Source organism: Pantoea sp. CS_6 (assembly GCF_041954745.1).
Taxonomy (GTDB): domain Bacteria; phylum Pseudomonadota; class Gammaproteobacteria; order Enterobacterales; family Enterobacteriaceae; genus Pantoea; species Pantoea stewartii.
Genome location: NZ_JAVAYG010000003.1, coordinates 97,012 through 112,090 on the forward strand (window position 1 = coordinate 97,012; position 15,079 = coordinate 112,090).

11 protein-coding genes are annotated in these 15,079 nt (G+C 51.3%); 4 read left to right on the forward strand and 7 right to left on the reverse strand.

The window, feature by feature from the left end; all coding sequences use genetic code 11:
* Positions 1 to 144 precede the first annotated feature (144 nt).
* The 5 genes from ihfB to serC form a co-directional block, all read right to left on the reverse strand.
* Positions 145 to 429: an integration host factor subunit beta gene (gene ihfB / locus RAC90_RS05695; RefSeq protein ID WP_003849360.1), complete on the reverse strand. Its 285-nt coding sequence runs from the start codon at positions 427 to 429 to the stop codon at positions 145 to 147.
* A gap of 82 nt (positions 430 to 511) precedes the next feature.
* Positions 512 to 2,185 carry a 30S ribosomal protein S1 gene (gene rpsA / locus RAC90_RS05700; RefSeq protein ID WP_033737767.1) on the reverse strand — a complete coding sequence of 558 codons (1,674 nt, stop codon included), beginning with the start codon at positions 2,183 to 2,185 and terminating at the stop codon, positions 512 to 514.
* A gap of 121 nt (positions 2,186 to 2,306) precedes the next feature.
* Positions 2,307 to 2,987 (reverse strand): (d)CMP kinase, encoded by a 681-nt coding sequence (gene cmk / locus RAC90_RS05705; protein ID WP_006118623.1) that lies wholly within the window; start codon positions 2,985 to 2,987, stop codon positions 2,307 to 2,309.
* Between the two features lie 189 nt (positions 2,988 to 3,176).
* The gene (gene aroA / locus RAC90_RS05710) at positions 3,177 to 4,463 is read right to left on the reverse strand and encodes a 3-phosphoshikimate 1-carboxyvinyltransferase (RefSeq protein ID WP_039341315.1); all 1,287 of its coding nucleotides are present in this window, start codon (positions 4,461 to 4,463) and stop codon (positions 3,177 to 3,179) included.
* Between the two features lie 80 nt (positions 4,464 to 4,543).
* Positions 4,544 to 5,629: a 3-phosphoserine/phosphohydroxythreonine transaminase gene (gene serC / locus RAC90_RS05715; RefSeq protein ID WP_006118621.1), complete on the reverse strand. Its 1,086-nt coding sequence runs from the start codon at positions 5,627 to 5,629 to the stop codon at positions 4,544 to 4,546.
* 310 nt (positions 5,630 to 5,939) lie between these two features.
* Here serC and ycaO point away from each other — a divergent pair, with 310 nt between their 5' ends.
* The 4 genes from ycaO to pflA all read left to right on the forward strand — a co-directional run bounded on the left by ycaO (position 5,940) and on the right by pflA (position 12,190).
* Positions 5,940 to 7,703: a 30S ribosomal protein S12 methylthiotransferase accessory factor YcaO gene (gene ycaO, locus RAC90_RS05720; protein WP_058707603.1), complete on the forward strand. Its 1,764-nt coding sequence runs from the start codon at positions 5,940 to 5,942 to the stop codon at positions 7,701 to 7,703.
* Positions 7,704 to 8,080: 377 nt separating this feature from the next.
* Positions 8,081 to 8,941: a formate transporter FocA gene (focA, locus tag RAC90_RS05725; protein WP_033737642.1), complete on the forward strand. Its 861-nt coding sequence runs from the start codon at positions 8,081 to 8,083 to the stop codon at positions 8,939 to 8,941.
* A 72-nt stretch (positions 8,942 to 9,013) separates the two neighbouring features.
* Complete coding sequence (pflB, locus tag RAC90_RS05730) at positions 9,014 to 11,296, forward strand: formate C-acetyltransferase (protein WP_324020110.1); 2,283 nt, start codon at positions 9,014 to 9,016, stop codon at positions 11,294 to 11,296.
* A 153-nt stretch (positions 11,297 to 11,449) separates the two neighbouring features.
* Positions 11,450 to 12,190 carry a pyruvate formate lyase 1-activating protein gene (pflA, locus tag RAC90_RS05735; RefSeq protein WP_039341323.1) on the forward strand — a complete coding sequence of 247 codons (741 nt, stop codon included), beginning with the start codon at positions 11,450 to 11,452 and terminating at the stop codon, positions 12,188 to 12,190.
* Between the two features lie 96 nt (positions 12,191 to 12,286).
* Here the strand turns inward: pflA and RAC90_RS05740 are convergent, their stop codons facing one another.
* Positions 12,287 to 13,441, reverse strand: coding sequence for an MFS transporter (locus tag RAC90_RS05740; RefSeq protein ID WP_006118615.1), 1,155 nt, complete (start codon positions 13,439 to 13,441; stop codon positions 12,287 to 12,289).
* Positions 13,442 to 13,758: 317 nt separating this feature from the next.
* Positions 13,759 to 15,051, reverse strand: coding sequence for a serine--tRNA ligase (gene serS / locus RAC90_RS05745; RefSeq protein WP_039341327.1), 1,293 nt, complete (start codon positions 15,049 to 15,051; stop codon positions 13,759 to 13,761).
* Between the last annotated feature and the right edge of the window lie 28 nt (positions 15,052 to 15,079).

The window sequence follows — 15,079 nt, forward strand, 5'->3', positions numbered from 1 at the left end:
GCGTAAAGAGTGAATTAAGAAAGGGTTTCCAGAGAGGATAATTCGTTGCAGCGCAGACGCATTTTTTTGCGGGAGAGCGAACATAATCACGCGGGCAAAAAAAAACGACATCCGGAGATGTCGTTTAGGCGTTTCGGTATCGGCTTAGCCGTAGATGTTAGCACGGTCACGCAGTTCTTTGCCCGGCTTGAAGTGGGGAACGTATTTACCTTCCAGATCCACTTTGTCACCCGTTTTCGGGTTACGGCCAGTGCGCGGTGCGCGATAGTGCAACGAAAAGCTGCCGAATCCCCGGATTTCAATGCGTTCGCCCTGTGCCAGCGTTGTGGCCATGTGCTCAAGCATCTCTTTGACTGCATCCTCAACGACTTTCGCCGGTATATGAGTATGCTGTCCCGCCAGCCTTTCAATCAATTCTGACTTGGTCATGTAACCTCCGGTTAATCCCTACAGGAATGTATGACAGCCTTTACCGAAACCGGGCGGATGAATCCGCCCGGTGCAAGGTCGATTACTCGCCTTTAGCCGCTTTGAACGCTTCAGCCATTGCGCTTGAGAAGTTGCCTTCTTCCTGTTTGGTGTTAACAGTGTTGATAGCTTCTTTCTCGTCAGCCTGGTCTTTAGCACGAACAGACAGGCTCACTACGCGGTTTTTACGGTCAACGCCAGTAAATTTAGCTTCAACGTCGTCACCGACGTTCAGAACCAGTGTAGCGTCTTCGATACGGTCCATTGAAGCTTCAGAAGCGCGCAGGTAACCCTCAACGCCGTCTGCCAATTCAACTGTAGCACCTTTCGCATCAACTGCAGTCACTTTACCGGTGACGATAGCACCTTTCTTGTTCAAAGTGATGTAGTTGTTGAACGGATCTTCTGCCAGCTGTTTCACGCCCAGAGAGATACGCTCGCGCTCTGCATCAACCTGCAGTACAACGGCAGCGATTTCGTCGCCTTTTTTGTACTCACGAACGGCTTCTTCGCCAGTCGCGTTCCAGGAGATGTCAGACAGGTGAACCAGACCGTCGATGCCACCGTCCAGGCCGATGAAGATACCGAAGTCAGTGATTGACTTGATTTTACCTTCAACGCGATCGCCTTTGTTGTGGGTCTCAGCGAACTGCTGCCATGGGTTAGATTTGCACTGCTTCAGACCCAGGGAGATACGACGACGCTCTTCATCGATGTCCAGAACCATCACTTCAACCACATCGCCTACGTTTACAACTTTAGACGGATGGATGTTTTTGTTGGTCCAGTCCATTTCTGAAACGTGTACCAGGCCTTCAACGCCTTCTTCGATTTCAACGAAGCAGCCGTAGTCAGTCAGGTTGGTTACACGACCAGTCAGCTTGGTGCCTTCTGGATAGCGCTTAGCGATAGCCACCCATGGATCTTCGCCCAGCTGCTTCAGACCCAGAGATACACGGGTACGCTCGCGGTCGAATTTCAGGACTTTAACGTTGATTTCATCGCCAACATTCACGATCTCGCTTGGATGCTTAACGCGCTTCCAGGCCATGTCAGTGATGTGCAGCAGGCCGTCAACACCGCCCAGATCAACGAATGCACCGTAGTCAGTGAGGTTCTTAACGATACCTTTAACTTCCATGCCTTCCTGCAGGTTTTCCAGCAGCTGATCGCGCTCTGCGCTGTTCTCAGATTCGATAACCGCACGACGTGAAACCACGACGTTGTTGCGTTTCTGATCAAGCTTGATCACTTTGAATTCAAGCTCTTTGCCTTCCAGGTGCAGTGTGTCGCGTACTGGACGCACATCAACTAGTGAACCTGGCAGGAACGCACGGATACCGTTCAGCTCAACTGTGAAGCCACCTTTGACTTTGCCGTTGATAATACCGGTAACAGTTTCAGCTTCTTCGTAAGCTTTTTCCAGCGTGATCCAAGCTTCGTGACGCTTAGCTTTCTCACGTGACAGCAGAGTTTCACCGAAGCCATCTTCCACTGCGTCCAGAGCAACGTCAACTTCGTCACCAACCTGGATTTCCAGTTCGCCGGCTGCGTTTTTGAACTGCTCTGCAGGGATTGCAGATTCAGATTTCAGGCCCGCATCAACCAGAACAACGTCTTTGTCGATAGAGACAACAACGCCACGAACGATGGAACCCGGGCGGGTTTCGATTTCTTTCAGGGATTCTTCAAATAGTTGAGCAAAAGATTCAGTCATATTGATAATCTTAGGATTCTTCAATTTAACGTCCATCTGACATCATGTCGGATGGGGTTGTTTCACATGCCCAGCACCGGATCCGTGGCACAGGGTTAATACATTCGTTTAAGCCGGAAGATTACACACCAAGCGTTTTGCGGGCATAATTTAACGCATTATCAATAACCTGCTCGATGGACATCTGGGTTGAATCCAACACCAAAGCATCAGCGGCAGGGACTAACGGTGCGATAGCACGGTTGCGATCGCGGTCGTCGCGTTCTTTTATCTCGGCTAAAAGGCGATCAAAGTTAACATTAAAGCCATTCTCCTGCAACTGTAGCATACGTCGCTGAGCACGTTCTTCCGGGCTGGCATCAAGGAAAATCTTTACAGGCGCATCGGGGAAAACGACGGTGCCCATATCCCGCCCGTCTGCAATCAAACCGGGTTCCTCGCGAAACGCGCGTTGACGACGTAACAGCGCTTCCCGAACGCGAGGGAAAGCCGCGACGCGTGAGGCGGTATTACTGACTTCCTGGGTACGAATTTCGCTGGTGACGTCTTCCCCTTCCAGGATGACCTGCATTTCGCCATGATGAGAAAGGAAACGCACATCAAGATGGGCGGCGATAGGGACTAACGCCTCTTCAGACTCAATATCGACCTGATGATGTAATGCGGCTAAGGCCAGTACACGATAAATTGCGCCGGAATCCAGTAAATGCCACTGTAATGCTTCCGCCATCGCCTTGCACAGGGTGCCCTTTCCCGCGCCACTTGGCCCATCAATTGTTATGACCGGGGCAGTTGCTGTCATCATTCCCTCCTGTTGCTGCGCGCATTTTGGCCGGTTGGCCGTCACAAATGTCGGGCATTATACGCTGCCCGGCGACGCTTAGTTACCTTTTGAGAAGAGGCAATGAGAAATTTAGCCAGGAAAAAGGCCTCCGGCGTGGAAAAGCGTCCTGAAGATGATGAGCCCGATGCACGACATCGGGCGAGGGGATTAGGCGTTTTCGCTAATTTTTTGCAGCTGTTCAAAATAATCAGGGAAGGTTTTTGCCGTACAGCCAGGATCAAGAATGGTAACGGGCGTATCGGACAGCGCAACCAGCGAGAAACACATCGCCATACGGTGATCGTTATACGTGCCGATGTCGGCATGCTTCAACGTCTCAGGCGGCGTGATGCGAATAAAATCGTGCCCTTCTTCCACCTCGGCACCGACTTTACGCAACTCGGTTGCCATAGCCGTCAGACGATCCGTTTCTTTAACTCGCCAGTTATAAATATTGCGCAGTTGCGTCGTACCTTCTGCAAACAATGCCGCAGTGGCAATGGTCATGGCAGCATCAGGAATATGGTTCATATCCATATCAATAGCGCGTAATGTCCCGGCCGTGCAGGCAATATAGTCATCGCCCCACTCAATTGATGCACCCATCTTTTCGAGTACATCCGCAAAGCGAATATCGCCTTGTACGCTGTTGCGACCAATGCCGGTGACACGCACGGTACCGCCTTTGATTGCGGCTGCGGCAAGAAAATAGGAGGCAGAAGACGCATCCCCCTCCACCAGATATTCACCTGGTGACTGGTAGTGCTGTTTACCCTTAATCAGGAAGTGTTGATACTGCTGATTCTCAACCTCGACACCAAAGCAGCGCATCAGGTGCAGAGTAATGTCGATGTAAGGTTTGGAAACCAGCTCACCTTTAATGCTAATACGGGTAGGATTTTCAGCTAACGGAGCCATCATCAGAAGCGCGGTCAAAAACTGGCTGGATACGCTGCCATCTACTGTAACGTCGCCGCCAGTAAACCCACCCCGCAGGCGGACTGGGGGATAATCTGTATTTTCGAGATAGTCTATAGTAGCCCCACCTTGCCGTAGTGCATCGACCAGGTGCCCGATAGGGCGTTCTTTCATGCGTGGTTCGCCCGTCAGGACGACATCCTGCACACCCAGGCAAAGCGCTGCCGCAAGCGGCCGCATAGCGGTGCCGGCGTTGCCCAGAAACAGCTCTGTGGGCTGTGATGCATGCAGCGGCCCACCCTTTCCTGTCACCTCGCACACCGTACGATCGCTGGAAAGCGTGAACTCAACACCCAGTGCATCAAGCGCATTAAGCATGTGCTTAACATCGTCGCTGTCCAGCAGATTAGTTAATCGGGTTTTACCTTTCGCCAGTGCAGCAAGCAGAAGCGCACGGTTTGACACGCTTTTGGAACCGGGCAAATTAACCGTACCATTAACGCGAGCGATGGGCTGAAGGGTCAGGGAATCTTGCATGTGAAACGTAATCCTTAAAAAACGATGACTCCGCCAGAGGGCGGAGTCGGGTGTCAGTCATTCCACTGACAGTGAAAGACTTAGCCGTGGCGGCGTTCGAAATCAATCATGAAATCGGTCAGCGCTTTAACGCCTTCTAATGGCATCGCATTGTAGATTGAGGCACGCATGCCGCCCACAACACGGTGACCTTTTAATGCGTGCAGACCTGCCTTAAATGACTCTTCCAGGAAGAGGCTGTCCAGCGAGGCATCAGCCAGTTGGAAAGGAATGTTCATCCGGGAACGGTTTTGCAGTGCCACATCGTTACGGTAAAAATCGCTGTTATCGATGAGACCATAGAGTAATCCGGCTTTTGCCTGATTAATTTTTTCCATCTCAGCGACACCACCCTTCTGCTTCAGCCACTTAAAGACCAGGCCACTCAGATACCAGGCAAACGTAGGTGGCGTATTAAACATGGAATCATTTTCAGCCAGAACGGTGTAGTCAAGGATGGAAGGCACGCTTTGATGCGCGTTGCCGAGAAGATCGTCCCGTACGATAACCAGGGTAAGGCCAGCCGGACCAATATTTTTCTGCGCACCTGCGTAAATCACACCATAGCGCTTGATATCAATTGGGCGTGACAGAATCGTGGAGGAAAGATCGGCGACCACAACCTTGTCACCAAAGTCAGGCTCTTCGTCAATAGCCAGACCGTCAATGGTTTCATTTGGGCAAAAATGCAAATAGGCGGCCGTGTCGCTGACATCCCATTCGCGCATCGGCAGGATGGCGCGCTTACCCTCTTGGGTCGTTTTGACATCCAGCGTTCGCGGTGAGCAATATTTTTCCGCTTCTTTAATGGCACTGTGAGCCCAGTAGCCTCCATCTGCATAGTCCGCACTGGTCGCACTGCCGAGTAAATTGCCCGGTACAGCAGCAAACTGCGCACGTGCGCCGCCATGACAGAATAATACTTTGTAATTGGAAGGAATTTTCAGCAGATCGCGGAAGTCCGCTTCAGCCTCTTCTGCCACCTGAATAAATTCTTTACTGCGGTGGCTTATCTCCATTACTGAAGTTCCCAGACCATGCCAGTTTGTCAGTTCTTGTTCTGCACGGCGGAGTACTTCGCTCGGCAGCATCGCTGGCCCAGAGCTAAAATTATAAATTTGCGTCATTTCCCTCACCACTGTCATATCGAACGGTTATGAATAACGATTCGGTTTTATCACTGCCTTCTGGTGGCTGCAATCATAAATCGAACTGCGGTCACATTTTTTCGGCATGACGCACCGAAGGTTATATTACCAATGTAATCCGGCACGAAATATTGTGAGGCGGCTTCCTTTCATGCAATCCCGGCTTTGGCTCAGATGACAAAGCATGAGAAAAACGACGGTAAAATTGCGGCGTCTTGATAGCGAACAGACGGCAAAAAACGTATCATTGCGCGCTTTATGTCTCCCCATTTACAGAGAGAGCGGCACCATGACGCAAACTTTTATCCCGGGCAAAGATGCCGCCCTGGAAGACTCCATTTCACGCTTCCAGACCAAATTACAGGATCTGGGTTTTAATATTGAAGAAGCCTCCTGGCTGAATCCTGTGCCACACGTCTGGTCTGTCCACATTCGTGATCGCGACTGCCCCCTCTGCTTCACCAATGGTAAGGGCGCCAGCAAAAAAGCCGCTCTGGCCTCGGCGCTGGGGGAATATTTTGAACGCCTGTCCACGAATTACTTTTTTGCTGATTTCTGGCTTGGCAACAGTATCGCCCAGGGGGATTTTGTTCACTATCCCAATGAAAAATGGTTTGCTCTGCCTGAAGACGACAGCCTGCCTGAAGGCATCCTGGATGCGCGCCTGCGCGCCTTTTACGATCCTGAAAACGCCCTCTCCGCTTCAGATTTAATCGATCTCCAGTCGGGTAACAGCGCACGCGGCATCTGCGCCCTGCCCTTTACCCGTCAGTCCGATCAGCAGACCGTTTATATTCCGATGAATATTATCGGTAACCTGTATGTGTCGAACGGCATGTCCGCCGGCAACACGGCCAACGAGGCACGGGTACAGGGGCTGTCAGAAGTTTTCGAGCGCTATATTAAAAATCGTATCATCGCCGAGTCCATCAGCCTGCCTGCCATTCCTGAATCCGTGATGGCGCGTTACCCCGATGTGGTTGAGGCCATCGCCCGTCTGGAAGCCGAAGGGTTCCCGATTTTTGCCTATGACGCATCACTGGGTGGGAAATATCCGGTTATCTGCGTTGTGCTGTTTAATCCTGCCAACGGCACCTGTTTCGCCTCTTTTGGCGCGCACCCTGATTTTGGTGTCGCGCTGGAGCGTACCGTTACCGAACTGCTTCAGGGCCGCAGCCTGAAAGATCTGGATGTGTTCACGCCGCCCACGTTTGATGATGAAGAAGTGGCAGAGCACGCCAACCTGGAAACCCACTTTATCGATTCAAGCGGCCTGATCTCCTGGGATCTGTTTAAAGAAACAGCGGATTATCCCTTCGTTGACTGGAAATTTGATGGCACCACCGAGCAGGAATTCAGTACGCTCATGGCGATTTTCAAAGCCGAAGGTCAGGACGTTTACATCGCTGATTATGAGCACCTCGGTGTGTATGCCTGCCGCATTATTGTGCCCGGTATGTCAGATATTTATCCGGCTGAAGACTTGTTGCTGGCGAATAACAGCATGGGTGCAGGTATTCGTGAAACGCTTCTGGCCCTGCCCGGCAGCAACTGGAATCCGGAAGAGTACCTGGATTTAATTTCTCAGCTGGACGAAGAAGGTTTTGATGACTTCACGCGTGTCCGCGAGTTGCTGGGACTGGCGACAGGCAAAGATAACGGCTGGTACACGCTGCGCATTGGCGAACTCAAAGCCATGCTGGCCCTGGCTGGCGGTGATCTCGATCAGGCGCTGATCTGGACGGAATGGACAATGGAATTTAATGGCTCCGTATTCAGCCCGGAGCGTGCAAATTATTACCGCTGTCTGCAAACTCTGCTGCTGCTGGCGATGGAAGATGAGCGGAATCCGCTTGAGTATCACGCAGCCTTTGTGCGTATGTATGGTGCTGACGCTGTCGACGCCGCCTCGGCCGCAATCAGCGGTGAGGCGGCCTTCAATGGCCTCCAGCCGGTAGACAGCGATCTTAAGGCTTTCCCTGCTCATCAGGCTTTGCTTGCTGCCTATGAAAAGCTGCAAAAGGCGAAACGTCTTTACTGGAAAAACGCCTAATCTTTCGCGGCTCTGTTTCAGGATAAAGCGATAATAATCTCACAGGCACCTTATTTAATGGGTGCCTTTCTTTTTTTGAGAATAAGTATTTAAGGGATGTATTGTTCAGCGTTTTTATCATCATTATTTAAAGCAACATAACAGATGCATTTCGTTAACTCCGCAGAGATCGTCCTGACGGCACTCCGCCCTCCATTAAACAAAAACTGCATAATTTAAAATATTTTTAATCATTATATTTCAATAAATTAACCGCAAAAATCCCGTCTTTCAGTGAAACACGCTCCGTCCTTGCATGGCTGATCATGATCCAAATCAACTTCTGTAACTGTTGCCTTTGTTATCATTTTTTCAGACAACTTTTGGAGTGAGTTAGTGTGAAAGCTGACAATCCTTTTAATCTGTTATTACCCGCCGCGATGGCGAAAGTGGCTGAAGATGCTGGCGTTTATAAAGCCACTAAACATCCCCTCACCACGACCTTTCTGGCCTTTACTGCGGGCATGTTCATCTCGATTGCTTTCGTGTTTTACATCACGGCTACCACGGGCAGCGGTGCTGTGCCTTATGGCCTGGCAAAACTGATCGGCGGCATCTGTTTTTCACTGGGACTCATACTGGTCGTGGTATGCGGTGCCGATCTGTTCACATCTACCGTCCTCATTGTGGTCGCCAAAGCCAGTGGACGCATCACCTGGGGGCAACTGGCACGAAACTGGATAACCGTTTATATCGGTAACCTGGCTGGCGCGTTATTTTTCGTCACGCTCATGTGGTTCTCCGGTGAACAGATGGTGGCAAACGGCGCGTGGGGATTAAACGTCCTGCAAACAGCCGACCATAAAATGCATCATACTTTCATCGAAGCCGTTTGCCTCGGCACATTGGCCAATTTGATGGTCTGCCTGGCGGTCTGGATGAGCTATTCAGGACGGACATTGACCGATAAAAGCCTGATTATGATTTTGCCGGTGGCCATGTTTGTCGCCTGTGGTTTTGAACACAGTATCGCCAATATGTTTTTGATTCCTTTCGCGATCGTGATACGCGACTTTTCCGGGCCTGAGTTTTGGCAGGCCGCAGGGGCCACAGCAGCACAGTTCCCGGCCCTCACCGTTAAAAACTTTATTTTCGACAATCTGATTCCGGTCACGCTCGGTAACATCATTGGCGGCGGCCTGCTAGTCGGATTGACCTACTGGGTAATTTACTTACGCGGTGGTAAAGAAACGCACTAATCCTGTCTCAACGGCATATCGCAGCCTGGTACGCCCGAGAGCAAAAGTCTCCTTAAATAAGGCAGGTATATTATGACCGAACGTAATGCAAAACTCGCTTCAGCCTGGCAGGGATTTACTGAAGGCGAATGGCAGAACAGCGTCAACGTACGCGACTTTATTCAGAAAAACTATACGCCTTATGAAGGCGACGAGTCCTTTCTGGCCGGTGCCACCGAGGCCACCACAACACTGTGGGAGAGCGTGCTGGAAGGCATCAAAATTGAAAACCGCACCCATGCACCAGTCGATTTTGATACCGATCTTGCCTCAACCATCACTTCCCACGATGCCGGTTACATCAATAAATCACTGGAAAAAATTGTTGGCCTGCAAACCGAAGCCCCGTTGAAACGCGCCATTATTCCTTTTGGCGGTATCAAAATGGTTGAAGGCTCTTGCAAGGTCTATGGTCGTGAACTCGACGCGTCTCTGAAAAAGATTTTCACGGAATACCGCAAAACGCATAACCAGGGTGTTTTTGATGTTTATACACCTGACATTTTACGCTGCCGTAAATCTGGCGTATTGACCGGCCTGCCTGATGCTTATGGTCGTGGACGCATCATTGGTGATTATCGTCGTGTTGCCCTATACGGCATTGATTATCTGATGACGGATAAGTTTGCTCAGTTCACCTCACTGCAAAACGATCTTGAAAACGGCGTAAACTTGGAAGCCACGATTCGCCTGCGGGAAGAAATTGCTGATCAGCACCGTGCGCTTGAACAAATTAAAGCGATGGCAGCCAAATACGGTCATGATATTTCTGGCCCGGCCACCAACGCGGCTGAAGCCGTTCAGTGGACCTATTATGGCTATCTGGCTGCAGTTAAATCACAGAACGGCGCGGCCATGTCTTTTGGCCGGGTGTCGACTTTCCTCGATATCTACATCGAACGCGACCTCCAGGCAGGTAAACTGAACGAAGAGCAGGCACAGGAACTGATTGACCATCTGGTCATGAAACTGCGCATGGTCCGCTTCCTGCGTACACCGGAATACGATGAGCTGTTTTCTGGCGACCCTATCTGGGCCACCGAATCGCTGGCGGGGATGGGCGTTGATGGTCGCACGCTGGTCAGTAAAACCACGTTCCGTTTCCTGAACACGCTGTACACCATGGGCCCCTCCCCTGAACCAAACATGACCATTCTGTGGTCTGAAAAACTGCCCGTTAACTTCAAAAAATATGCGGCTAAAGTTTCAATCGACACCTCGTCACTGCAGTATGAAAATGACGACCTGATGCGTCCTGACTTTAACAACGATGATTACGCCATTGCCTGCTGTGTCAGCCCTATGATCGTCGGCAAGCAAATGCAGTTCTTTGGTGCCCGCGCCAACCTGGCAAAAACCTTGCTGTACGCGATCAACGGCGGCATGGACGAAAAACTGAAAATGCAGGTGGGGCCGAAAGAAGCCAAAATCATGGATGAAGTGCTCGATTTCGACGTCGTGATGGCCCGTCTGGATCACTTCATGGACTGGCTGGCAAAACAGTATGTCACCGCACTGAACATCATCCACTTCATGCATGATAAATACAGCTATGAAGCGTCACTCATGGCGCTGCACGATCGTGATGTTTACCGCACCATGGCCTGCGGTATCGCCGGACTGTCTGTAGCTGCGGATTCACTCTCAGCCATTAAATATGCCAAAGTGAAACCCGTACGTGATGAAGATGGCCTGGCAATTGATTTCGACATCGAAGGCGACTATCCCCAGTTCGGTAACAACGATCCGCGCGTGGACGACCTAGCATGCGACCTGGTTGAACGGTTTATGAAGAAAATTCAGAAACTGGAAACATATCGCAACGCGGTGCCAACGCAGTCCGTTCTGACCATTACCTCTAACGTCGTTTATGGCAAGAAAACCGGTAATACGCCAGACGGCCGCCGTGCAGGCGCCCCCTTTGGCCCCGGCGCTAACCCCATGCACGGTCGCGACCAGAAAGGAGCGGTAGCATCGCTGACCTCGGTAGCGAAATTACCCTTTGCGTACGCTAAAGACGGTATCTCTTATACTTTCTCCATCGTGCCTAATGCGCTTGGCAAAGATGATAATGTACGTAAAACCAATCTGGCAGGACTAATGGATGGTTACTTCCATCATGAGGCCAGTATTGAAGGCGGCCAGCATCTGAATGTTAACGTGATGAACCGGGAAATGTTGATGGACGCAATGGATAACCCTGAGAAATATCCTCAGTTAACCATCCGCGTTTCGGGCTATGCCGTTCGCTTTAACTCGCTCACCAAAGAGCAGCAGCAGGACGTGATTACCCGTACCTTTACCCAGTCACTCTAGTTCACCCTTGAGGCTCCTTCATGGAGCCTCTTCTTTCGAGTCAGGTTTGGTCGCTGTCTGTATGACGGATAACCACCAAAATTGATTTCCCGTTCAGAGCGCACCGGAGAGTGCGCCACCTGCTTCGCAGGCTCATCAGGAGAATACATCGCAATGTCTGCCATTGGTCGCATCCACTCATTTGAATCATGCGGAACCGTAGACGGTCCCGGCATCCGTTTTATCACCTTTTTTCAGGGCTGCCTGATGCGCTGCCTGTACTGCCACAACCGTGATACATGGGACACGCATTGCGGCAAAGAAATTACCGTCGACGCGCTCATGGCGGACGTTCTGTCTTATCGCCATTTCATGAATGCGTCCGGTGGCGGGGTGACGGCTTCAGGCGGTGAGGCCATTTTGCAGGCGGAGTTTGTGCGCGACTGGTTTCGCGCATGTCAAGCTGAGGGCATTCATACCTGCCTTGACACCAACGGCTTTGTCCGCCGCTACGATCCCGTTATTGATGAATTACTGGATGCAACAGATTTGGTGATGCTTGACCTCAAGCAGATGAACGATGACATCCACCAGATTCTTGTCGGTGTGTCGAATCATCGCACACTCGATTTTGCGCGCTATCTTCAGAAGAAAGGAAAACGGACGTGGATTCGTTTCGTCGTCGTGCCCGGCTATTCTGATGATGATGACAGTGTCCATCGCTTAGGTGCATTTACGCAGGATATGGCAAATGTGGAGAAGATTGAGCTTCTGCCTTATCACGAGCTGGGTAAGCATAAATGGATTGCGATGGGTGAAGAGTACAAGCTCGACGGTGTAAAACCGCCCAGTAAAGCGACCATGGAACGGGTCAAGCATATTCTTGCCAGCTACGGACATGAAGTGATGTATTGACAGGCCACGTCACCGCAGTCAGTAAACGATAACCGTCTGACAGTCAGCGCAGCCAGACGGCGAAGGTTAAGTGTCACCGCCTGGTTATCGTTATGATCAGGCATGTGCCACTGGCGTGGCATGGTGATCGGCTTTACGCAGTAACATGACTAGGTAAACCAGCGCTACCGCCGCGATCATAACGAACAGCAGACGGTCGGAATAACTTTGCATCAGCATGGCCGTCATGCTTGGTCCGGCCAGGCTGCCCACGGTGTAGCTCAGTAACAGCGCCTGATTCATTGCCACCAGTTCATGGTGCGCCACGGTTTCGCAGGCCCATGACATAGCGACCGGATAAAGCGTAAAACCTGCCAGCCCCAGCACAAACAGGGCTGGGGCCATCGCGGCATTTGTCAGCATCGCAATCGCGCCGAGGATCACCACAAATACCTGCACTCGCAGTACCATCATGCGGCCAAAGCGGTCAGCAAGCCGACCAATCGGCCACTGTCCGACAATGCCGGCACTCACCAGCAAGGCCATCCAGTAACCCACGTTGGCATCACTCATACCCTGATGAGAAAGATAGAGCGGCATCAAGCCGTACAGCGATCCCAGAACAATGCCAGAAATAATACAGCCGTTAATACCGAGACGAGAACTGCGACGACGCAGCATAGGTAAAATTCGTCCGCCTGGCGTAGCTTCTACGGTATCGCTGTTGGCAGAAACCTGCGTGAAGATTAACGGTAAGATGGCGCTGATGACCGTGGCGGTTACCCAGGGAATCACACTCAGTAATTCGGTAGACAGTTTGCTCACCAGCAGTTGTCCGGCAACCGTACCCAGGTAATAGACGATCATATAGGCAGCGAGCAACTGCCCACGGTTACGTACTGTTCCACTGCATAACAATGCGCTTTCCACCACGACCCAGACTAACGCGCAGCCGATACCGGCCGTGAAGCGCAGCAATGTCCATGCCCAGAATCCTTCCAGCGCCAGCATGCACAGTGTCGACAGCGCAAAAAGGCCGGTCGCCAGATAATAGCTTCGGTTAAAACCGTATCGCTTGATCAGCCAGCCAGCCACTAAAGTGCCCAGCAGGTTACCGGTGTAATACGACGAACTCACCACGCCTACCTGCCATGTTGCCAGCGCATCATGCGTCAGCCAAAGGGGCACTAACGTATTCAGTACCGCAATGGAAACGGTCATTAATAACAGGCCGCAGAGCAGCAATATCACAGGACGTGACCAGGTCGACATAGGGGATAAAAACCAAAAGAAATGAAGGAAATTGCGCGCAGTTTGCCATCGCGCGTTGTAAAGTCAACGGGAGGAATGAGGGTGCAGCACATTTTGCTGCGTGACCATTTAAATTATTTATCTTCAGTAAGTTAGCCATCTGTCAGGCATCAGATAACTTTGCGCTATCTCTATGATAATCTGAATTTTTACGCTTTCTGCCCGCGTCGTCATCGATAATGTTTATTTGTGATAAATTTTAAACGTGTTGAAGGATGCCTTGCGGTAAAGATAAAAAAACCCAGCCTGAGCTGGGTTATTTAAGACAGGGTGAACGCTTAGCCAATAAATTCCAGGCCGTTCATATAAGGACGTAATACCTCTGGCACGGCGATGCGGCCGTCCTGCTGCTGGTAATTTTCCAGCACGGCAACCAGTGTACGTCCTACGGCCAGGCCCGAGCCATTCAGGGTATGCACCAGACGCGGTTTTTTATCCTGCTTATTGCGGGTTCGCGCCTGCATACGGCGAGCCTGGAAATCCCCCATGTTTGAGCAAGAAGAGATTTCACGGTAGGTATTTTGCGCCGGTAACCATACTTCTAAATCGTAGGTTTTTGTCGCACCAAAGCCCATATCACCGCTGCACAGCAAGACCTTGCGATACGGCAGGTTCAGCAGTTGCAACACTTTTTCAGCATGGCCAACCAGCTCTTCCAGCGCATCCATAGAGGTTTCAGGCGCGACGATTTGTACCATTTCAACTTTGTCGAACTGGTGCATACGGATGAGCCCACGCGTATCACGGCCATAGGAGCCTGCTTCAGAGCGGAAGCAGGGTGTATGTGCCGTAAGCTTCAGCGGCAGGCTCTCTTCTTCAACAATTTCATCCCGCACAAGGTTAGTCAGCGGCACTTCAGCGGTCGGAATGAGCGCGTAATGGCTGCTTTCGGATTCTTCTTCCAGCGGGCGGGTATGGAACAGATCTTCACCAAACTTAGGTAACTGGCCTGTACCGTATAAGGTCGCATGGTTGACCAGGTAAGGGACGTAAGTTTCCAGATAACCATGTTGTTCCGTGTGCAGGTCAATCATGAACTGGCTGAGCGCACGGTGCAGGCGAGCAATCTGGCCTTGCATAACCACGAAGCGTGAGCCGGTGAGTTTCACTGCCGCAGCAAAGTCCAGCCCTTTAGCCGCTTCGCCCAGCTCAACGTGATCTTTCACCTCAAAATCAAACTGGCGGGGTTCACCCCAGCGACTGATTTCCAGGTTTTCCGTGTCGTCTTTCCCCAGCGGCACTTCATCCGCAGGAAGATTCGGCAGCGCCAGGCTGAAATCGCGGATCTGATTTTGCAGCTCGTCCAGTTCTGCTTTAGCCGCATCCAGGCGTTCGCCCAGGCTGTTCACTTCCTGACGCAGTGGCTCAATGTCTTCCCCACGTGCTTTGGCCTGACCGATGGATTTGGAGCGGGAGTTGCGCTCGGCCTGCAGGTTTTCCGTTTCAACCTGCAAGACTTTGCGACGCTCTTCGAGCGAACGCAGCATTTCCACATCCAGTTTAAATCCTCGGCGTGCCAGTTTTTCTGCGACTGCGTCTGGCTCATTACGCAGCAGATTGGGATCGAGCATGCTTATCCTGTGTATTTATGAGTTAAAA